We start from the raw sequence: 20,895 nt of genomic DNA on the forward strand, positions 1-20,895 counted from the left end.
ACTCATGCGCAGGCCTCGCTGGAGGCTCGGTCTCGGGGCACTCGCCGCAGGACTGTCGATGATGCTGACCGTCAGCCCCGCACACGCGGCGTACGCGGGTAACTCCGGGGCCTACAGCACCTCGTTCGTGGACGGCGCCGGCTCGCTGACCGACGACTTCGGCGACCACTTCGACGAACTCGGCAACTCGCTGTGCTCCGGCTGCGGGGAATCCTCGAACACCGACATCGTCATGCTCTGGCAGAGCATCCTGGTCTCCGAGCACCTGCTCGACTTCCAGGACGTGGACGGGTACTTCGGTTCGCAGACCAGGGCGGCCACCATCAAGTGGCAGCAGCGCCACGGCCTCGACGACGACGGCATGGTCGGCGACGCCACTTGGAGCAAGGCCGACGACCGTCTCCAGTGGAGCGGCTCCGTCGTGAGATACCGCAGCGGCGGACCCTTCGGCTTCGTTGAGCTCCATCGAGGCGACAGCTCCAAGTACCGCGACGGCGGCGCCTACCATCTCCACAAGATCATGCAGGGCGACGGGGTCCAGGTCTTCGAGAGCGGGACACGCGTCCACCACCGCGGCAAGACCGTCAGTCAACGCTGACCTCTCCGGTGCCCCGGACCGGTCCGGGGCACCGGCCCGGGGCACGGGCGTCCGCGTCAGTGGAAGAAGTGCCGCGTCCCCGTGAAGTACATCGTCACGCCGGCCTTCTTCGCCGCCTCGACGACCAGTTCGTCGCGGACCGAACCGCCGGGCTGGACCACGGCCTTCACGCCGGCCGCGGTGAGGATCTCCAGGCCGTCCGGGAAGGGGAAGAAGGCGTCGGAGGCGGCGTACGCCCCCTGCGCGCGCTCGGCGCCGGCCCGCTCCACCGCGAGCTTCGCGGAGTCGACGCGGTTGACCTGGCCCATGCCGACGCCGACGGAGGCGCCGTCCTTGGCGAGGAGGATCGCGTTGGACTTGACGGCCCGGCACGCCTTCCAGGCGAAGGCCAGGTCTGCCAGGTCGGACGGGGAGAGGGCCTCGCCGGTGGCCAGCGTCCAGGTGGCGGGGTCGTCGCCCTCGGCCTGGAGGCGGTCGGTGACCTGGAGGAGGGCGCCGCCGTCGATGGGCTTGACCTCGACCGGGGCCGCGGGGGCCTCGGGGGCGCGCAGTACGCGGATGTTCTTCTTCTTGGTGAGGGCTTCGAGGGCGCCGTCCTCGTAGTCCGGCGCGACGATGACCTCGGTGAAGATCTCGGCGACCTGCTCGGCCATCTCCTTGGAGACCGGGCGGTTGACCGCGATCACGCCGCCGAACGCGGACAGCGGGTCGCAGGCGTGCGCCTTGCGGTGCGCCTCGGCGACGTCCGCGCCGACCGCGATGCCGCACGGGTTGGCGTGCTTGATGATCGCGACGCAGGGCTCGGCGTGGTCGTACGCGGCACGGCGGGCGGCGTCCGTGTCCGTGTAGTTGTTGTACGACATCTCCTTGCCGTGCAGCTGCTCGGCCTCGGCGAGGCCGCCACCTTCGGGGGAGGTGTAGAGGGCGGCGGGCTGGTGCGGGTTCTCGCCGTAGCGCAGGGTGTGGGCGCGGTCGTACGTGGCGCCGAGGAAGTCGGGGAACCGAGAGTCGTCGACCGGGGCGTACTCGGAGGCGAACCAGGAGGCGACGGCCACGTCGTAGGCGGCGGTGTGCTGGAAGGCCTCGGCGGCCAGGCGCCCCCGGGCGGCGAGGTCGAAGCCGCCGTCCTTCACCGCGGAGAGCACGTCGGCGTAGCGGGCGGGGCTGGTGACGACCGCGACCGAGGGGTGGTTCTTGGCTGCGGCGCGGACCATCGACGGGCCGCCGATGTCGATCTGCTCGACGCACTCGTCGGGGGTGGCGCCCGAGGCGACGGTCTCGCGGAACGGGTAGAGGTTGACCACGACCAGGTCGAACGGCTCCACGCCCAGCTCGCCGAGCTGCTGCCGGTGGCTGTCCAGACGCAGGTCGGCGAGGATGCCGGCGTGCACCTTCGGGTGCAGGGTCTTGACGCGGCCGTCCAGGCACTCGGGGAAGCCGGTCAGCTCCTCGACCTTGGTGACGGGGACACCGGCGGCGGAGATCCGGCCGGCCGTGGACCCGGTGGAGACGAGTTCGACGCCCGCCTCGTGGAGCCCGCGGGCGAGGTCCTCGAGCCCGGTCTTGTCGTAGACGCTGACGAGCGCGCGACGGATGGCCCGCTTGTTGCTCTCGGCGGTGGCGGTCACTGGATAACTACCTTTCGTCCCTCAATGCGATAGCCGTTGCGGGCGAGCCGCCCCACGACATCGACGAGCAGCCTTCGCTCGACTTCCTTGATGCGCTCGTGCAGAGCGCTCTCGTCGTCCTCGTCCCGGATCTCCACCACGCCCTGCGCGATGATCGGCCCGGTGTCGACGCCGTCGTCGACGAAGTGGACGGTGCATCCGGTGACCCTGGCGCCGTACGCGAGCGCGTCCCGCACACCGTGGGCCCCCGGGAAACTGGGGAGGAGGGCGGGGTGGGTGTTGACGAACCGCCCCCCGAAGCGGGCCAGGAACTCCTTGCCCACGATCTTCATGAACCCGGCCGAGACGACGAGGTCCGGCTCGTGGGCCGCGACGGCCTCGGCGAGTGCCGTGTCCCACGCGTCGCGGGTCCCGTAGTCCTTGACCTTCCGTACGAACGTCGGCAGTCCGGCGCGCTCGGCGCGGGCCAGCCCCTCGATGCCCTCGCGGTCGGCGCCGACGGCGACGATCTCGGCTCCGTAGGTCTCGACGCCGGTGGCGGCGATCTCGTCGAGGAGCGCCTGAAGGTTGGTGCCGGATCCGGAGACCAGCACGACGAGGCGCTTGGCTCGCTGGGCCACGGGCTTGGCGGCCACGGTGGGGGCCTTTCTCGGGGGAGCTGGTCTGTGCGGTCGGTTTCGTACGGCCGACGGTTGAGCATGTTCATCGGTTTGTGCAGTCATACGAATGCTTCGCGCCCCGGGATACGGGGAAGTCTACGAAGCGGCCGACCGTCAGCAACGATACCGGCACACCGGACGGCCCCCTCGGGACGGGGGCGCGGCCGGAAGGTAGCGTCTGCGTGGAGCCGGCCCGGGAACGCCACCTGCGCGTCACGCGTTCACCAGTCGTGCCGACCGGTACGCCCGTTCCACCAGATCGCCCGTTCCACCAGATCGCCCGTCACTGTCGCCAAGGGGAAGACGCTCACTTGATGCCGGACCGCAGCCTGCGACTGCTCACGCTCCCCCAGCAGTCGGCGCAGCAAGGGGAGCGCAGCACCGTGTTGCTGCGGGAGCGCCCCTCTTCACCACCCGACACCCCCTCGGACCGGGCGGACGGCGGCGAGCAGGACGGCGCCACCGACAAGGACAATCCGTTCGCACCGCCCCCGGAGGGCACGCCGGACCGCCCCTGGCAGCCGCGGCACCCGTCGGGCGACGGCGGCGATTCCCGAGGTGACGGCGGACGTTCTCCGTGGGGCCGTCAGTGGAGCGACCGGCAGCCCGGCCGCTCCCCCGGCGGCTTCGGCGAGCGGCCCGGCGGTTCCGGTTCCGGCCCCGAGGGGTCGGGCGGTGGCACGGGCCCGCGCTGGGACCCGACGGACCCCGCCCAGCGGCGCGCCCGCTATGCCCTGCTGTGCGGCATGTGGGCCCTCTTCTTCGCGCTCTTCACCTGGCCGTACGTGGCTCTGCTGCTCGGCGCTCTGTCCCTGTACTGGGGCATCAGCGCGCTGCGCGCCAAGCCCCGCGCCGCCTCGGACCCGGACACCCCGGCACCGCCCGCCGACCAGACCGGCCGTCCGCAGCGGACCGCCGCGATCAGTGGCCTGGTCACGTCCTCCCTGGCCATCGTCCTGGTCGCCGCGTCCTTCGGCGCACAGCTGGTCTACAGCGACTACTACACCTGCCGGAACGACGCCCTGACCAACGCGGCGAAGCAGAACTGCGAGACCCACCTCCCGGAGCAGCTCCGGGACCTGCTGGGCACGGAGGGCTGACGCCGGCTCACCTCTCGACGCCGGTCGCGGCAATCAGCCCGTCCGGCGTTTGAGGACAAGGCCCGTTTGAGGACAAGGCCCGTTTGGGGACAAAGCCCGTTCAGGGCCGAAGCGGGGCTTGGGGGCGGCAGCCCCCGGGGACGGGAAGGGTAGGGGCGGCGGGGGCGAGGAAGCCCTGCAGCGACGCCGCGCCGGCGCCACTCAAGGCACCCGCGGCGGCCCCTCCCCAGGGGAGTCGACCGGCAGCAGATCGTACGGCGCATCGCCACCGGCGCCGGCGCCATCCCCCCGCCCCCACCACCGCCCCGCCGAGGGCAACGCAACCCACCCCCACCGGCGCCCGCCACCGGAATCAGCCACATCCCCGCCCTCCACCACCTGCGCCGAAACGGCAGCGCCCCGGCCCCGCCACGCCCTGACCAGCACCGCCACCGGCAGCGCCACCACCCCGACCCACGCCAGCGTCGCGCCTCCGGCCTGCCACCACACCGGCCCGAACCGGGCGAGGGCACCATCCCCGAGCGGCCCGCCCGCCAGCGCGGCCAGCAGGGCGACGAGGACCGCGCACAGCACGGCGGCCAGTACCGAGGCGGCGACGGTCCGCCGCCACGACCACGCCCCAGCATCCTCAGCCCCGGCGGCCTCATGAGCGCCCGGGTCCGCCCCCGTCGCCGCCCGCGCCGTGAACCACCCCACCACCGCCCCCGCCACCAGCGGCACCGCCCCGGCCGTCCAGTGCAGCGGCGTGCCCGGACCCGCGTCCGGCACCGCCGTCAGCAGCGGGAACGGCGGCAGCAGCGGTGCCGGGGCGGAAGCGAAGGGGTCCACGACATGGCCGGTACCGAGCGCGAATCCGGGTCCGAGGGCATACGCCGCCGCCCACACCGCCGCGTTCGGCACCAGTGCCAGACAGAGCAGCAGCACGGCGAACCGCCCCGACCACCCCTCGGTCAGCTGAAGGAACGCCTCCCGCGCGGCGGCTCCGTGCCACACCAGCGACACCGCGAGCAGCAGCGCCCCGCCGCCGACGAGCACCGCCGCACCGGCGCCCGCGGCGCGCGGCGCGGCGCCCAGGCGCGCGTCCGGTTCCACCATCAGCTCCCGCAGGTTCCGGGGCAGCACACGCAGCGCCCGTCCCACCGGCCCGCCCGGACGGCCGAACGCCGTCCACACGCCCGCGCCCGCCGCGCCCATGGTGACCAGCGGCAGGCACACCGCCGCCCACCACCAGGAGGGCCGCAGCGCACCGCCCGCCGCGTACAGCACGACGGGCGTGGCGATGGCGAGGTAGCCGAGGACGACCCCCGCCCAGGCGTTGCGCGCGGAGACGGGCGGTGGTCCGGCGTCCGGGAGGATCCCGCCCCCGCCCAGACGCACACCGACCCCCGCCTTCGCACCCGCGCCCACGGCCACACCCACGCCGTCCCCGGGGTCCGTGGCGTCCCGGGCCGCCCGGTGCAGCAGCCACACCGGCAGGAGGAGGAGCAGCAACGGGGTGACGCCGACGGGCGCGGGGGCGCCGGAGAGCGTGTCGGCACGGACCAGTTCGGCCCCGTGCGCGAGCACCCACAGGGCGGCGGCGACGTGCAGTGCGCCGTCGGGCCCGCTGTCGGGGTACGGCGAGCTGATCCACAGCAGCGTCACGAGCGCGGCACACGACGCCAGCCCCAGTCCCGCCGCGACCACGCCGCCCAGGAGGCCGGCGGCCAGCCCGGGCGACCGGTCGCGCCAGCGGGTGCGCAGCAGGGACAACGGGGCTCGGCGAGCGGTCGTCTGGATCACGCCCGCCATGCTCCCAACGACACGCGCTTTACCGGCGTAACAGGCGAAGCTCCGCTGTGTCGCTCAATATATGTTTATGTACTTTTTCGTACGAAGGGGCGCCCTGTGACGCGGAGCCCTGCATCCCCGCTGCCTCCTCCCAAGGCACGCCGACGCCTGCGTGAGGCCGCCGCCTTGACGCAGGCTCAGCTCGCGGCGCGGGTGGGTGTCACCCGCGAGACGGTACGTGCGTGGGAGAGCGGCCGCACGACCCCGCGCGGCCGGAAACGGGAGGCGTACGCGAAGCTGCTGAACACCCTGGCCGAGGAGGCGACGGCGCGGCGGGCGAAGCCGGGGCCCACCGCGGCGCCGGAACCGACCCCTGAAGCGGCCCCGGTACCCGTCGTCGTGGCCGTCGGCGCCGGATCGGCGGACGCCTCCGAGGAGGCCGCCGACAGCCTCGTACTCCCCGCGAAGCCACTGGACGAGCGGCGGTCGGACCCGGGCCCGAAACCGGAACCGGGTCCGGGTCCGGGTCCGGAACCGGGTCCGGGTCCGGGTCCGGGTCCGGGTCCGGGTGATGAGGCTGAACAGGAGTCAGGACCGGAACCGCGACCCGGGCCAACGCCCGAGCCGGTCGCCTTGACGCCCGCTCAGGCCTTCGACGCGCTGTACGAGTTCAGCGCCCCCGCCCTCGTACGGCAGACCTTCCTGCTGACCGGCCGCCGTGAGCTGGCGCGCGAGTCGGTGGAGCGGGCCTTCCAAGTCGCCTGGGAGCACTGGCCCGAGGTGGCCCGCGACCGCGACCCGGTGGGCTGGGTGCGGGCGGCGGCGTACGAGTACGCGCTCTCGCCCTGGCAGCGGTTCCGCCTGCGCCACCGGCATCCGGAGCCGCCGCCCGCCGACCCCGGCGACCGCACCCTGCTGAACACCTTCCTCAGACTCCCCCCGCCGCACCGCCGCACGCTCCTGCTGTACGACGGTGTGGGCCTGGGCCTGCCCGAGACGGCCGCGGAGACGGAGGCGAGCACCCCGGCGGCGGCGAACCGGCTGCTGCACGCCCGCGAGGCCGTCGCCGACCGGCTGCCCGAGCTGGCCGACCCGCAGGTACTGCACCGGCGACTGGCCGAACTGGCGTCGGCCGAGCGGCTGCGGACCGCCAGGCCGCCGACGGTGCGGATGGGCAGCGAACGCCGGGCACGGTTCCTGACCCGGGCCGCGATCGCCTTCACTGTCGCCCTCATCGGCACCACGGCCCTGACCCTGCGCACCGCGCCCACGCACTACGAGCCACCCGTGTCCCCGGGGGAGACGGTGCGTGGGGTGCCGCCCAAGGTGGCGCCGGGGGCGCTGTCGGACGAGGAGCTGGAGCTGCGGCAGAAGCTGCGGGACCAGTTGCAGGACGGACCGGAGCGGCTCACGCCCCGGATCGAGTGACGTGCCCGTACGCCGAGTGGCCCGCCCCCGTGATCAGGGGCGGGCCACTCGGCGTACGGAATCGGCTGGGAAGCCGGTGGGGCCTTGTCAGCCGGCCAGGATGGCGCGGGCCAGCTTCGCCGTCTCGGTCGGCGTCTTGCCGACCTTGACGCCCGCGGCCTCCAGGGCCTCCTTCTTCGCCTGGGCGGTGCCGGACGAACCGGAGACGATGGCACCGGCGTGGCCCATGGTCTTGCCCTCGGGCGCGGTGAAGCCCGCGACGTAGCCGACGACCGGCTTGGTCACGTTCTTCGAGATGTACTCCGCCGCACGCTCCTCGGCGTCGCCGCCGATCTCGCCGATCATGACGATCAGGTCCGTCTCGGGGTCGGCCTCGAACGCGGCGAGCGCGTCGATGTGCGTCGTGCCGATGATCGGGTCGCCACCGATGCCGACGGCGGTCGAGAAGCCGATGTCACGCAGCTCGTACATCATCTGGTACGTCAGCGTGCCGGACTTCGAGACCAGGCCGATGCGGCCCGGCTTGGTGATGTCGCCCGGGATGATGCCGACGTTGGACTGGCCCGGGGTGATGATGCCGGGGCAGTTCGGGCCGATGATGCGGGTCTTGTTGCCCTTCTTGCCGGCGTACGACCAGAAGGCGGCCGAGTCGTGCACGGCGATGCCCTCGGTGATCACGACGGCCAGCGGGATCTCGGCGTCGATGGCCTCGACGACGGCGTCCTTGGTGAACTTCTCCGGCACGAAGATGACGGAGACGTTGGCGCCGGTCTTCTCGATGGCCTCCTTGACGGTGCCGAAGACCGGTACCTCGTTGCCGTCGAAGTCCACGGAGGTGCCCGCCTTGCGCGGGTTCACGCCGCCCACGACCTCGGTGCCGTCACCGAGCATGAGCTTGGTGTGCTTCATGCCGGTGGCACCGGTCATGCCCTGGACGATGACCTTGCTGTCCTTGTTGAGCCAGATAGCCATGGTGTGTTGGTGTCCTCGTCCTGAGTGCTTACTTGGCGGCGTGGGCCAGCTCGGCGGCCTTGTCGGCCGCGCCGTCCATGGTGTCGACGCGCTGGACCAGCGGGTGGTTGGCGTCGGTGAGGATCTTGCGGCCCAGCTCGGCGTTGTTGCCGTCGAGGCGGACGACGAGCGGCTTCTCGACCTTCTCGCCGCGGTCCTCCAGGAGCTTCAGCGCCTGGACGATGCCGTTGGCGACCTCGTCGCAGGCGGTGATGCCGCCGAAGACGTTGACGAACACGGAGCGGACGTCCGGGTCGCCGAGGATGATCTCCAGGCCGTTCGCCATGACCTGGGCGGAGGCGCCGCCACCGATGTCCAGGAAGTTGGCGGGCTTGACGTTGCCGTGCTTCTCACCGGCGTAGGCGACGACGTCCAGGGTGCTCATGACGAGACCCGCGCCGTTGCCGATGATGCCGACCTCGCCGTCGAGCTTGACGTAGTTGAGGTTCTTCTCCTTGGCAGCCGCCTCGAGCGGGTTGGCGGCGGCCTTGTCGTGGAGCTCCTCGAAGTCCGGGTGGCGGAACTCGGCGTTGTCGTCCAGCGACACCTTGCCGTCGAGGGCGATGACGTCGCCGGAGACGACCTTGGCCAGCGGGTTGACCTCGACCAGGAGGGCGTCCTCCTTGATGAAGGTGTCCCACAGCTTGACCAGGATGTCGGCGACCTTGTCGGCGACCTCGGCCGGGAACTTCGCGGCCTCCGCGATCTCGCGCGCCTTCTCGGGCGTGACGCCGTCGATCGCGTCGATCGGGGTCTTGGCGACGGCCTCCGGACGGGTGGCCGCCACCTCCTCGATCTCCACGCCGCCCTCGACGGAGGCGATGGAGAGGAAGGTGCGGTTGGCACGGTCGAGGAGGAAGGAGACGTAGTACTCCTCGACGATCTCCGGGGCGGTCTCGGCCAGCATCACCTTGTGGACCGTGTGGCCCTTGATGTCCATGCCGAGGATGTCCGTCGCCCGTGCGACGGCCTCGTCCGCGGAGGCGGCCAGCTTCACGCCACCGGCCTTGCCGCGACCACCGACCTTCACCTGCGCCTTGACGACGGACTTGCCGCCCAGACGCTCGGTGATCTCGCGCGCCGCCTCAGGCGTGTCGATGACTTCACCGGCCAGCACCGGTACATCGTGCTTGGCGAAGAGGTCCCTCGCCTGGTACTCGAACAGGTCCACGCGCTTCCGTCCCTATCAGTGATCTCGCGGTTCGTTGGATGCGTGGGCGTGCCGCGAAGGGCAACGTGACGTCCGCTGTGAGTCACAAGGGGGGCGCACACGGTGTCCGAGCGCGCGGCATGTCCGTCTCGCAGGTTATCGCCGCTTGCGGAGGGTCTCTAAATCGTGGGTCACACCTGAGCGGTGATGCCTGTCACATGATGCCGCGCTCACTGGCACGGGGTGCCGGGTGTGAGGGCTCGGCAGGGCGCGGGGCGGATGACTCCGCGAACCGGCGGAGGGGCCTCACCGGGCTGGGGTCGACCCGGTGAGGCCCGTGGAACGCCCCGGGGTCCGCAGCACTGCGGACCCCGGGGTGCGGGGCGGCCGGCCCCCACCCCAATGGGGACCGGCCGGCCCGATCCGCGGGGCTACGGCCGGACGGAGGCCGACGGCTTTCGGCCGGACCGTCCGGGGCCGCGCGCTCCGCGAAGCCCGTGGTTCACCTGATGTCCAGGTGAGCGGGTATCAGACGCCGTACGGGTTGCCGAGCGCGCCGTAGGCGCTGTCCCGGAGGTCCGGTGCGTAGGCGGGGGTCACCGACCGGGTGACGTCCCCCACACCGGTGACGGCGTTGCCGGCCAGCGGGGTGTGCTGGACGGTTCCGGTCAGGTCCTGCGCGAAGGGCGCGGCCTGTCCGGCGACGCCGTGCGCGAAGGGCGCCACCTCACCGGTGACGCCGTACGTCAGCGTCGTGGCGCTGCCGCCGACGCCCTCGACGACCGGCTGGACCGTCTCGGCGACGGCGTCGACGACCGGCTGGACCGTCTCGGCGACGGCGTCGACGACCGGCCGCACGGCACCGGTGACGCCCTCGGCGAACGGCCCCACCTGCCCGGTCACGCCCTGCGCCAGCGGCGGTACGGTCCCGACGACGCCGCCCGCGAAGGGCCGCACGTCGCCCACGACGCCGTTCGCCAGTCCGCCCGCGTCCCGGACGGCCTGCCCGGCGACGGGCACGACACCGTCCACGGCGGTGTTCGCGACCGGCGGCAGTACGGCGTCCCTGGTGTCACCGGTGGCCTGGCCGACCAGCCCGGTGGCGTACGTCCGCACGTCCTCGACGACAGCCTCGGCGACCGGCACGGCACCGGTCACGGCCCGGTCGGCGACCGGTGGCGCGACGGCGTCGACCGTCTCGTGGGCGGCGGTCTGCGCCTGGTGCTGGGCGTGGGTTCGTGTCTGGGTCAGGGCTTGGGCCTGGGCCTGGGCCTGGGCCTGGGCCTGGGCCTGGGCCTGGGCCTGGGGCTGGGGCTGGTCCAGCTCCGGCGCGAAGGCGGAGAGGGGGCCGAAGAGGTAGTCGACGTCGTCGGTGACGGGGGCGAGCTGGTCGCGGTCGGAGGTGACGTCGGAGGTGACGTCAGACGTGACGTCGGAGGTGACATCGGCGGCGGCGGTGGCGTCGTCGTCGGTCTTGGCGGTGGTGTCCGTCACGACGTCCGTCACGTTGTCGGTCGCGGCGTCCGGAACGGACACGGAGGCGGTCGGCAACTCGTCGGCACTCGCCACGGAGGAGCCCAGCGCCCAGGCACCGGTGACGCCGGCGGCGATGACTATGGAACGGCGGATGTTCTTGTTCATGGGTACGTCAGGGTCCTTCGAAGAGCTTGGGGACATTTCCGAAAGCCGGGCCGGGTGATGCGGCGCCGGCGGCACCCGCCCGGAAGAGTGAGAAGCGTCCGGACGGTGGGCAGACCTCTCCGCCCCCGCGCGGCGGGTCTGCGGCGGGGGAAGGCCCTGCTCTAGGCGGGAGAGACGGGAATGTCCCGGTACCGGTCCCGGGTCTCGGCGGCCTCGGCACGCGCGAAGGCGCCGGGCACGAGTCGGAACGGGATCCGGTGATGCGGGGTGACCGCGTGCGCGTCACCGTGGCGCGACGTGCCGTGGTCGGCACCGGCTCCGGTGCCCAGCGTGCCGTCGGGATCGCCGGTGGGTGCCTGGTGGGCGGGGGCGTGCTCGGTGGGCGCGGGCATGCCGCGGTGGGTGTCGGCGTGCGCCGCGGCGGGCGACCCGCCGACGACGGGCTCCGGACCGTACGCGACGTGTGGCGCGACTCCGGCACCGTCGGAGGCCCGGGCGTCGGTGGCGTCGGTGTCGGGGGCGTCGGGGGTGTCCGGCACGGTGATCGAGGGCCCGGGCCGCGTGTCCGTGCCGACCGGCATCAACCGACCGGGAACGTCGGCCATGTCGGACGGGCCCGGCAGCGAGGGCACCGCCGGCAGCGAAGGCCGCGAGGGCGTGGGCAGCGAGGGCGAGGGCGGCGAGGGCGGGGAGGGCGGGGAAGGAAGCCGTCGCAACGCCTCCAACGGCGGCACCTCCGTCTGCGCGACCACCCCGAGCCCGTCGGCCACCGTCTCCACCGCGTCACCGACCGGCCGCACGACCCGCGCCTCCACGGACCGGACGACGTCCTCGGCCACCGGACGAAGCTCCGAAAGCACGACGCCAGAGCGCTGGGCGGCCCCGAGGCCCTGGGTGGCCCCGAGGTGGGCGGTCCTGGTGCTCTGGCCGGTCCCAGTTGCCTGGCCGGTCCCAGTTGCCTGGCCGGTCCCAGTTGCCTGGCCGGTCTTGGCGCTCTGGCCGGTCAGAGAACCCTGGCCGGTCCGGGAGTCCTGCGGGACGGTTGATTCCCCTGCTTCCCGCGGGCGCTCCGTGGGTACGTCGACGACCTGTCCGACCGCGTCCCGCGCGGACGGCGTTCCCTCGGCCGCCTGCGCCCGCTCTCCGCAGAGGATCCCGAGCACGACCATCCCGCCCACCAGCAGCGCCACGTGCAGCGCACGCCGCCCGGCCACCGTGCGCATCACGCGCAGAGCGGCACCGGGCAGGACTGCTGACCAGATCAAGAGGGGGAGATTCCTCCCGTGCGGTGGAACGGATCGCGCGTCGAACATCGCATCGACACGACGCGCGATCCTCGCACGTGACTCCGGAGGTCGCGCAAGCCCGCTCCTACCGTTGGGTAGTCATGTCCGGTTTACCGGCAGGAATCGGGCCACCTCGGATCGACAAATCGTCACCCGGCATCCGGTATCGGCAGGGGACGCTTTTCGATCGCCGCCGCCATCACCTCCGGGAAGAGATCCGGCGTGCAGGCGAAGGCCGGCGCGTCCAGTGCGGCGAGCGCCGCCGCGTGCTCCCGGTCGTACGCGGGCGCCCCCTCGTCGGACAGTGCCAGCAGCGTCACGAACTGCACCCCCGCCGCCTTCATCGCCGCGACTCGCTTGAGCATCTCGTCCCGTATGCCTCCCTCGTACAGGTCGCTGATCAGCACGACCACCGTCTCCGTGGGCCGGGTGATCTGCGACTGGCAGTACGCCAGCGCGCGGTTGATGTCCGTACCGCCGCCGAGTTGCGTGCCGAAGAGCACGTCGACCGGGTCGTCGAGCTGGTCGGTGAGGTCGACGACCGCCGTGTCGAAGACGACGAGCCGCGTGTCGATCGACCGCATGGACGCCAGCACCGCGCCGAACACGGACGCGTACACCACGGACGCCGCCATCGACCCCGACTGGTCGACGCAGAGGACGACCTCCTTCTTCACGGACCGGGACGCCCGCCCGTAACCGATGAGCCGCTCCGGCACGATCGTCCGGTACTCGGGCAGGTAGTGCTTGAGGTTGGCCGCGATCGTGCGGTTCCAGTCGATGTCGTGGTGGCGCGGCCGGCTGATGCGGGCGCTGCGGTCGAGGGCGCCGGTGAGGGTGGCTCGGGTGCGGGTGGCCAGCCGCTTCTCCAGGTCCTCGACGACCTTGCGCACGACCGCCCGCGCCGTTTCCCTCGTCGTCTCCGGCATGGCCTTGTTGAGGGACAGCAGCGTGCCCACGAGGTGCACGTCGGCCTCCACGGCCTCGAGCATCTCCGGCTCCAGCAGGAGCGCGGCGAGACCGAGCCGGTCGATCGCGTCGCGCTGCATGACCTGCACGACGGAGGAGGGGAAGTAGGTCCGGATGTCCCCCAGCCAGCGAGCCACGGCCGGCGCGGAGGCCCCGAGCCCCGCCGAACGGTCCCGCCCCGCCCGTGGCCTGTCCCCCTTTCCGTAGAGCGCGGTGAGCGCTGCGTCCATCGCGGCGTCCTGTCCGGCGAGGGTGCGGCCGGTGCCGTCGGCCGGGTCACCGCCCAGCACGAGCCGCCATCGCCGCAGCCGTTCCTGTGCCGTGTCGGCGTCCACCGGCTCGGTCGTCATGCGTCCACCCCCACGAGGTCGTTGTCGTCGGCACCCGACCGCCGGCCGCCGGCGCTGGCCCCGGCAGTGCGGTTGCCCGCTCCCACCCCGTCCGCCGTGCCCGCTGCACCCGCCGTGCCCGGTGCTCCCGCCGTGCCCGGTGCTCCCGCCGTGCCCGCTGCACCCGCCGTCCCCGGTGCTCCCGCCGTGTCTGCCGCGCCCGATGCGCCCGCCGCGCCCGCCGCGCCTGCCGTGTCTGCCGCTCCCGGTGCGTCCGCCGCGCCTGCCCCTCCCGATGCGTCCAGGCCCAGCAGCAGCCGGACCACCGGCAGCACGGCGTCGGCGCGTCCGGTGTCCAGCCCGGCCGCGAAGCCGGGTATGCCGGAACCGGCCGTCGTCACACTCCCCCGCCACTCCGGTCCACGCCGGACCAGCTCGCCGAGGCTGCGGCGTACTCCCGGCTCGTAGGCCGAGAAGGTGCGCCGCAGCAGCGGCAGCACGTCCGTGAACGCCTCCGCCGGTACGCCGGTCAGCCAGGCGTCGACCAGCGCCAGCAGCCGCTCGTCGTGGAGGAGCAGCATGCCGCCGCCTGAGCCGCCTCCCACGAAACCCTCGATCCAGGCCGCCGCGTCCGCCGGTGCTGTCCCCGGGGACAGCACCAGGCCCATGAGCCGCGCCGCCTCGTCCGGCGCCAGCTCTCCGCCGTCCAGCAGGAGCCGTACGGCGCGCCCCCGGACGACGCCGGGCACGGTGTCCCGCGCGGAGAGGGTGCGCAGCACGGCCTGCCAACGGGACCGGAGATCGCCGTGGCCCGGGGCGGGGGCGTCGCCGAGAAGGCCCACCGCACCGTGCACGGCGTCCACGTGCCGGCGCATCTCCTCGGCCGCGTCGGCATCCAGCGCGGCGCAGGCCGGGGGCAGGCCGACGAAGACCCGCTCGGCGAGGCCCGCGGCGACCTCGGCCAGTGCCCCGGTGTCGGTGCCGCGCACATCGCCGTACCGCAGGGAACGGACCAGGGCCGGCAGGGCCTGGGCGAGGTGGCCGACGTCCGTGTCGAGCGCCGCGCGGTCGGCGAGTATCCGCATCACCGGGGGGAGCGCGTCCGGCAGTTCGGCCAGCAGGCAGCGTTCGGCGAGCGCGGTGACCTCGGCGAGGCCCCGCGCGGTGACGGCGTCCGCCTCGGCTCTGGCGGTCGCGGCGGCGAGCACGGTGGTGCCCCACACCCCGGCCTCGGCGACCCGCACCGACAGCTCCGGCTCCCACCGCAGCCGCCACGTCTCCCGGAACGTACCCGTGCTGCCCCGCGAGGCGGCCGGCTCACCCCACCCGACGCCGAGCAGCCGCAGCCGGTGCAGCAGTCTGCTGCGCCCCGCGTCGGTCTCCTTGCGCAGGTCGAGCTCCAGCTCCCGCTCCAGCGCCTCCGGTTTGAGCCGCAGCCGCCGCTGGGTCCGGGCGAGGTCCCGCTGCAACGGCACCGCCGGCGCTCCGGCGGGCACCTCCCCCAGCACGTCTCCCACGACCAACCGGTCGTGCACCAGCGCCAGCGGCACGTCCGAGCCCTCGCACATCACCGCGCGCACGGCGTCCGTCGTCTCGCTCAGCCCGGGCAGCGGACGGCCGCGCATCACCGCGAGGGTCTCGGCCAGCCGCACCGCCTCGATGACGTGTGCCGAGGAGACGATCCGGTCCTCCTCCCGCAGCAGCCCGGCCACCTTGGTCAGCCACCGCTCGACGGGCCGGTCCGCCGCGCCGAACAGGTGCCCGTACCAGCCCGGCGACTCGATACCCGCCCCGTACCCACTGGCCCGGGACAGCCGGCGGTGTGTCCAGGGCACCCAGGTCATGTCCACCTTGGTCCTGGGCAGCCCCTTCAGCAGCGCCCGGTCGGCGGCGACGGTGGCCTTGCGGCGGAGCGCGGGCACGTGCCAGGCCCCGCAGACCACGGCGACGCCCTGGGCGAACTCGCGCCGTGCCGCCCGTACCTGGAGCCGCATGTACGCTTCCCGCACGAGGTCCCGGTCGCGCCCGCCGCCCTCCCCCGTCTCCCGCAGCGCCCCCATGGCCTCCTCCAGCGCCGTGAACGGTGCGAGCGCGTCCCCGTCTCCCGTGCCCCGGTGCTCGACGACGTCCTCCCACCAGCGTTCGGGGTCGTCGTGGCCGGCGGCCTCGGCGAGCGCTGCGAGCGGATCTGCCCGGACGCCGGGGAAGTCGGACCCGGGCTCGCCCCCCTCGCCGAAGCCTGGCTCCCCCTCCCCGGGCTCCGGCTCCTCCCCGTCTCTCCCCTCGTCCTCTTTGCCCTCGTCCCCGGCGCACTCCGCTGCCTGCCACGCCAGCGTGTGCGTGGCCGGGAGGTCGATGAAGCGGGCCGGGACATCGTGCTCCAGGGCCCAGCGGACGGCCACCCACTCCGGGGAGAACTCGGCCAGCGGCCAGAAGGCCGAGCGGCCGGGCTCGTCCACGGCGTGGGCGAGGAGTGCGACCGGCGGCCGCATGTCCTCGTCGGCGGCCAGCGGGATCAGGGCGTCGGCCTCCGGCGGCCCCTCGATCAGCACGACCCCCGGCCGGGCCGCCTCCAGCGCGGCGCGGACCGCGCGTGCCGACCCCGGACCGTGGTGGCGTACGCCCAGCAGCAGCGGCCCACCACCGGAGCCAGCGGCCCCACCCGGCGTGCCGGACCCACCGCTCCCGGCCCTGTCAGTGCCCGTCACACCGTCCCCCTCGCCTACGGGTCCAGGACGAGTCCCCGTCGTCCCCCGTCGCGCCGGCCACGGGGGCTCCCGTCCGGAGCGGCGTCCGCCCTCGCATGCCGTTCACGCGCTCACCTCCCGGCAGGCCCGGTAGAAGTCCTTCCAGCCGTCGCGCTCGCGGACGACCGTCTCCAGGTACTCCTGCCAGATGACGCGGTCGGCGGCCGGGTCGCGGACGACGGCGCCGAGGATGCCCGCGGCGACGTCGCCGGACCGCAGCACCCCGTCGCCGAAGTGGGCGGCCAGCGCGAGGCCGCCTGTGACAACGGAGATGGCTTCGGCCGTCGACAGCGTGCCGCTGGGCGACTTCACCTTCGTACGCCCGTCGCTCGTCAGTCCGTCGCGCAGCTCGCGGAAGACGGTGACGACACGGCGGATCTCGTCGATGCCGTCGGGTGAAGACGGCAGGTCGAGGGAGCGGCCGATCTCGTCGACGCGGCGGGAGACGATCTCGACCTCCGCCTCGGCGGTCTCCGGCAGCGGCAGCACCACGGTGTTGAAGCGGCGGCGCAGGGCGCTGGACAGCTCGTTGACCCCGCGGTCGCGGTCGTTGGCGGTGGCGATCAGGTTGAATCCGCGGACCGCCTGCACCTCCTGGCCCAGCTCCGGTATCGGCAGGGTCTTCTCCGACAGGATCGTGATGAGCGTGTCCTGCACGTCGGCCGGGATACGGCTCAGTTCCTCCACACGGGCGGTCATGCCGTCCGCCATGGCCCGCATGACCGGGCTGGGCACGAGCGCGCCGCGGCTGGGGCCGTGGGCGAGGAGCTGCGCGTAGTTCCAGCCGTAGCGGATCGCCTCCTCGGGTGTGCCGGCCGTGCCCTGCACCAGCAGGGTCGAGTCGCCGCTGACGGCCGCCGCGAGGTGTTCCGACACCCAGGTCTTCGCGGTGCCGGGCACGCCGAGCAGGAGCAGGGCGCGGTCGGTGGCGAGCGTGGTGACGGCGACCTCGACGATGCGGCGCGGGCCCACGTACTTCGGGGTGATCACCGTGCCGTCGGGCAGGGTGCCGCCGAGCAGGTAGGTGGCGACGGCCCACGGCGACAGCCGCCAGCGGGCCGGACGCGGGCGGTCGTCCTGCGCGGCCAGCGCGGCGAGTTCGGCCGCGAAGGCGTGCTCGGCGTGCGGCCGCAACGCCTCCGCCCCGGGCGCGGGCCCGCTCCGGCCCGGGTCGACGGACGGCGGTGCCACGAACGGCGGTTCCACGGGCGCCGGTCCCGCGGGCGTCGGTTCCACGGACACAGGCATGGCTGATTCCCCCTCCAGCTCGGCCGGTTCGATCTGTCATCCACGGTGCACCACGCCACTGACAATCGATCTGACCTGCAAAAACGCTCTCGATCGGTCGATTGTCAGTGGTGGGACCTACCTTCGATGGCATGACTCAGCAGGGGGTGCGCTGGACCGCGGACCAGGTGCTGGCACTGGCGCCTGACGCCGCGTCACGCAGGGCGGGCGGCAAGCTCGGCGCGGCAGGGCCGTGGTCCGAGGTGGGGAGTTCCGAGGAGGGGGCGGTGTGGGGGCTGTGCGAGGGCAGCGGCAGCGAGCCGTATCAAACGGTCGTCGACATCTCGGACATGTCCGGGCCCGCGTACAAGTGCGGTTGCCCGAGCCGCAAGTTCCCGTGCAAGCACGCGCTCGGGCTGCTGCTGCTCTGGGCGGGCGGCGACGGTGTGGTGCCGGGAGCGACGGCTCCCGACTGGGCGGAGCGGTGGATCGCCGGACGGCGCGAGCGCGCGGAGGAGAAGAGGACGGCGGAATCGTCCGGATCCGCGGCCGGGACCGCCGATCCGGAGGCGGCGCGGCGCCGGGCGGAGCAGCGGGCCGGGCGGATCACCGCGGGCGCGACGGAGCTGGAGCAGCGGCTGACGGACCTGCTGCGCGGCGGCCTGGCCGGCGCGGAGCAGACGGGCCATGAGCTGTGGGAGGAGACGGCCGCCCGCATGGTCGACGCCCAGGCGTCGGGGCTGGCCTCGCGTGCGCGGGAGCTGGGCACCATACCGTCCTCCGGCTCCGGATGGCCGGTCCGCCTGCTGGAGGAGTGCGCCCTTCTCCATCTTCTCGACCAGGGCTGGCTACGTCGTGAGCAGTTGCCGGACGGCCTGGCGGCGACGGTCCGTGCACGCGTCGGCCTGTCGGTGTCCGCGGACGGCCCTGCGGTGCGGGACCGCTGGCTGGTCCTCGCCCAGTACGACACCGCGGACACGCGGCTGACGACCCGTCGCATCTGGCTGTACGGCGCGCAGACGGAACGCGCCGTGCTGCTCCTCTCCTACGGCGCCGCGGGCCGGGCCCCGGAACCGGCGCTGCCGGTGGGGCTGGCCCTCGATGCGGCGGTGTCGGCGTATCCGGGCGCCGGACAGCAGCGAGCCGCCCTGGGCAGACAGTTCGCGCCGCCCACCCCCACGGAGCTACGCCCGAAAGGGCTGACGACGTCCCGGGCGGCCGTTCGTTACGGCGAGGCCCTCCGCGACGACCCGTGGCTGGAGTCGGTGCCGGTGACCCTGGATCAGGTCGTCCCGGTACCGGACGGCGACCACTGGCAACTGGCGGACGCCGACGGGGACACGGCGCTGCCGCTCGCCCCGGCGGCCGGAAACCGTCCGGGCCTGTGGCGTCTGGTCGCCCTGTCGGGCGGCGCGCCCGTCAAGGTCTTCGGCGAGTGCGGCCACCGGGGCTTCACTCCGCTGACGGCATGGCCGGCCGGACCGGGCCCGGCGGTGCCGCTGTGCTGACCCGTCCCACGTAACGGAAACGGAATGCGAGCGGAAGGGAACCGCATGACCAGGACGCCCGCTCCCGCGGACGCGCCCGTGCCGGGCGTCTGGGAGGAACTCGTCACCTCGGCGCTGCTCGGCACGGACCGGCGCACTCCCCCGGGCTGCGAGCCCGGCCCGCACGCACCGGCGGCGCTGCTGGACGCGGCGGCGGCGGAGACCGTTCGGCGGCGCGCCGGACTGTGCCCGGCCCGCGCGGCCCGCCGCCCCGAACCGGCTCCCGAGGATCCCCGCCCACCGTTGCCGGCCGCGGCCGCCCGCCGGCTCACGATGCTGCTCACCGATCGCCCCGGGACGGCGGGCGGCGGCCGCAGAGGCACCGCGCCCGACCTGATGGAGCTGCTGCCCCAGTGGCTGGCGACGGCGAACGCCCGCGGTTTCGCGGCACCGCCCCAGGCGGTCCCGGCTCTGCTGGACGCGGCACGGGGGCGTACGGACCTGCGTCCGGCGGCGCTGACGTTCGCGGGGCCCCGCGCCCTGTGGCTGGCCCGGCTGAATCCGGACTGGCGGTTCGCCCTGCGCGCGACGCCGGGCGGAGGCACCGCGCTGCCCGGCCCGGAGGCCACGGAGCGGGTGCGTCGGCTCTGGGAGGAGGGCCTGTTCGCCGAGCGGGTCGCCCTGCTGACTTCCCTGCGCGCCCGCGATCCCGCCGCCGCGCGCGAGCTGCTGGCCTCGACCTGGGCCACCGAGCGGGCCGAGGACCGGCTGATGTTCCTCGACTCGCTGCGGACGGGGCTGGAGGGCGCGGACGAGCCGTTCCTGGAGCAGGCCCTGGCCGACCGCAGCCGCAACGTACGGGCGACGGCCGCGGAGTTGCTGTCAGCGCTGCCGGATTCGGCGCTCGCCACGCGGATGGCGGCGCGAGCCGTGACGTGCGTGTCCCTCGACCGCGCGCTGTACCCGCCGGCGATCGCCATCGAGGCGCCCCACGAGTGCGACGCGGGCATGGAGCGGGACGGCGTCGTGGCCAAGCCGCCCTCGGGGCGGGGGGAACGGTCGTGGTGGTTCGGCCAGTTGGTGGAGGCGGCCCCGCTCGGGACCTGGTCGGCACGGCTCGGTGGACGCACCCCCGAGGAGATCGCCGCCCTGCCGGTGACGGACGACTGGCGCAGCGACCTGCACGCCGCCTGGTGCCGGGCCGCGGTACGGCAGCGGAACGGCGCGTGGGCGAGGGCGCTGCTGGGCGCACCCACGGCACCCGAGGCAGGGGGCCCGGGCGCGGTGTCCCTGGCCGAGCGGGCCAAACTGCTCGGCACCCTCGACGCCGGAGAACGGGCCGAGTGGGTCGCCGGGTTCATAGCGACGCACGGTCTGTCCGAAGCGTTCCAGCTGCTCGGGATGTGCGGGGTGCCGTGGGCCCCGCCGCTCGGACGGGCGGTGGTCGACGCGCTCAACATCGCCCGTGACGCCGGAAGCTACCCATGGAGTTTCAGCGGCGTCATGGGGCTGGCCGAACGCTGCCTCGACCCCTCGGAGGAGGGCCGCCTCGACGGCCTGCTGGCGATACCGGACGAACCGGAGGACGCGTCGCCGGGGGCCGGGGGGTACTGGGCGGAGGCGTTCCAGCGGCTCGTGAGGACATTGCGGTTGCGTGCCGCGATGGCCGAGGAAATGGGGGCGGGTTAGGAGGTGCGCGGCGTTGAGGCCGAGGGCGGGCCGCAGCGTGCGGCGCCCAGGGGTGCCACCCGTGCCACCCGTGCCACCCGCGGCCCAGCACCGCCCTGGGGCTGCCGGCACCGGCCGTGGGCTGTTGGCGCCAGCCGTGCGGTGTCGGCACCCGCCCATGGGCTGCCGGGCACCGC

The 20,895-nt window shown here is 73.8% G+C and carries 15 protein-coding genes; 5 read left to right on the forward strand and 10 right to left on the reverse strand.

The window, feature by feature from the left end; translation table 11 throughout:
- The first annotated feature begins 4 nt into the window (after window positions 1–4).
- Complete coding sequence (locus tag ACFW48_RS09790; protein WP_386312248.1) at window positions 5–598, forward strand: peptidoglycan-binding protein; 594 nt, start codon at window positions 5–7, stop codon at window positions 596–598.
- 56 nt (window positions 599–654) lie between these two features.
- Here the strand turns inward: ACFW48_RS09790 and purH are convergent, their stop codons facing one another.
- Both purH and purN read right to left on the reverse strand, forming a co-directional pair.
- Window positions 655–2,226, reverse strand: coding sequence for a bifunctional phosphoribosylaminoimidazolecarboxamide formyltransferase/IMP cyclohydrolase (gene purH / locus ACFW48_RS09795; protein ID WP_386312251.1), 1,572 nt, complete (start codon window positions 2,224–2,226; stop codon window positions 655–657).
- The gene (purN, locus tag ACFW48_RS09800; protein ID WP_386312254.1) at window positions 2,223–2,861 is read right to left on the reverse strand and encodes a phosphoribosylglycinamide formyltransferase; all 639 of its coding nucleotides are present in this window, start codon (window positions 2,859–2,861) and stop codon (window positions 2,223–2,225) included. The genes purH and purN overlap by 4 nt, the downstream gene beginning before the upstream one ends.
- A gap of 338 nt (window positions 2,862–3,199) precedes the next feature.
- Here purN and ACFW48_RS09805 point away from each other — a divergent pair, with 338 nt between their 5' ends.
- Window positions 3,200–3,985, forward strand: coding sequence for a hypothetical protein (locus ACFW48_RS09805; protein ID WP_386312257.1), 786 nt, complete (start codon window positions 3,200–3,202; stop codon window positions 3,983–3,985).
- A gap of 201 nt (window positions 3,986–4,186) precedes the next feature.
- On the opposite strand, the gene ACFW48_RS09810 is transcribed toward ACFW48_RS09805, so the two are convergent.
- Entirely contained in the window at window positions 4,187–5,776 is a 1,590-nt protein-coding gene (locus tag ACFW48_RS09810; protein ID WP_386312260.1) for a DUF6350 family protein, read from the reverse strand.
- A 96-nt stretch (window positions 5,777–5,872) separates the two neighbouring features.
- Here ACFW48_RS09810 and ACFW48_RS09815 point away from each other — a divergent pair, with 96 nt between their 5' ends.
- Window positions 5,873–7,183, forward strand: a complete 1,311-nt coding sequence (locus tag ACFW48_RS09815) for a helix-turn-helix domain-containing protein (protein WP_386312263.1) — start codon at window positions 5,873–5,875, stop codon at window positions 7,181–7,183.
- 87 nt (window positions 7,184–7,270) lie between these two features.
- Here ACFW48_RS09815 and sucD read toward each other — a convergent pair whose 3' ends face one another.
- From sucD to ACFW48_RS09850, 7 genes are all read right to left on the reverse strand, one after another.
- Window positions 7,271–8,155, reverse strand: a complete 885-nt coding sequence (gene sucD / locus ACFW48_RS09820; RefSeq protein ID WP_003974163.1) for a succinate--CoA ligase subunit alpha — start codon at window positions 8,153–8,155, stop codon at window positions 7,271–7,273.
- Between the two features lie 28 nt (window positions 8,156–8,183).
- Window positions 8,184–9,365 carry an ADP-forming succinate--CoA ligase subunit beta gene (gene sucC / locus ACFW48_RS09825; RefSeq protein ID WP_386312266.1) on the reverse strand — a complete coding sequence of 394 codons (1,182 nt, stop codon included), beginning with the start codon at window positions 9,363–9,365 and terminating at the stop codon, window positions 8,184–8,186.
- 507 nt (window positions 9,366–9,872) lie between these two features.
- The gene (locus ACFW48_RS09830) at window positions 9,873–10,985 is read right to left on the reverse strand and encodes a hypothetical protein (protein ID WP_386312269.1); all 1,113 of its coding nucleotides are present in this window, start codon (window positions 10,983–10,985) and stop codon (window positions 9,873–9,875) included.
- A gap of 161 nt (window positions 10,986–11,146) precedes the next feature.
- Window positions 11,147–12,250, reverse strand: coding sequence for a hypothetical protein (locus ACFW48_RS09835; protein WP_386312271.1), 1,104 nt, complete (start codon window positions 12,248–12,250; stop codon window positions 11,147–11,149).
- 170 nt (window positions 12,251–12,420) lie between these two features.
- Window positions 12,421–13,590 carry a VWA domain-containing protein gene (locus tag ACFW48_RS09840; RefSeq protein ID WP_386312274.1) on the reverse strand — a complete coding sequence of 390 codons (1,170 nt, stop codon included), beginning with the start codon at window positions 13,588–13,590 and terminating at the stop codon, window positions 12,421–12,423.
- Window positions 13,587–16,277 carry a DUF5682 family protein gene (locus ACFW48_RS09845; RefSeq protein WP_386312276.1) on the reverse strand — a complete coding sequence of 897 codons (2,691 nt, stop codon included), beginning with the start codon at window positions 16,275–16,277 and terminating at the stop codon, window positions 13,587–13,589. The genes ACFW48_RS09840 and ACFW48_RS09845 overlap by 4 nt, the downstream gene beginning before the upstream one ends.
- 102 nt (window positions 16,278–16,379) lie before the next feature.
- Window positions 16,380–17,564 (reverse strand): AAA family ATPase, encoded by a 1,185-nt coding sequence (locus ACFW48_RS09850; protein WP_386312278.1) that lies wholly within the window; start codon window positions 17,562–17,564, stop codon window positions 16,380–16,382.
- A 131-nt stretch (window positions 17,565–17,695) separates the two neighbouring features.
- Here ACFW48_RS09850 and ACFW48_RS09855 point away from each other — a divergent pair, with 131 nt between their 5' ends.
- Window positions 17,696–19,051 (forward strand): SWIM zinc finger family protein, encoded by a 1,356-nt coding sequence (locus tag ACFW48_RS09855; protein WP_386312280.1) that lies wholly within the window; start codon window positions 17,696–17,698, stop codon window positions 19,049–19,051.
- 45 nt (window positions 19,052–19,096) lie between these two features.
- Window positions 19,097–20,719 (forward strand): DUF5691 domain-containing protein, encoded by a 1,623-nt coding sequence (locus tag ACFW48_RS09860; RefSeq protein ID WP_386312281.1) that lies wholly within the window; start codon window positions 19,097–19,099, stop codon window positions 20,717–20,719.
- The last annotated feature ends 176 nt before the right edge of the window (window positions 20,720–20,895 follow it).

Source organism: Streptomyces sp. NPDC058812 (genome assembly GCF_042744565.1).
Taxonomy (GTDB): domain Bacteria; phylum Actinomycetota; class Actinomycetes; order Streptomycetales; family Streptomycetaceae; genus Streptomyces; species Streptomyces thinghirensis.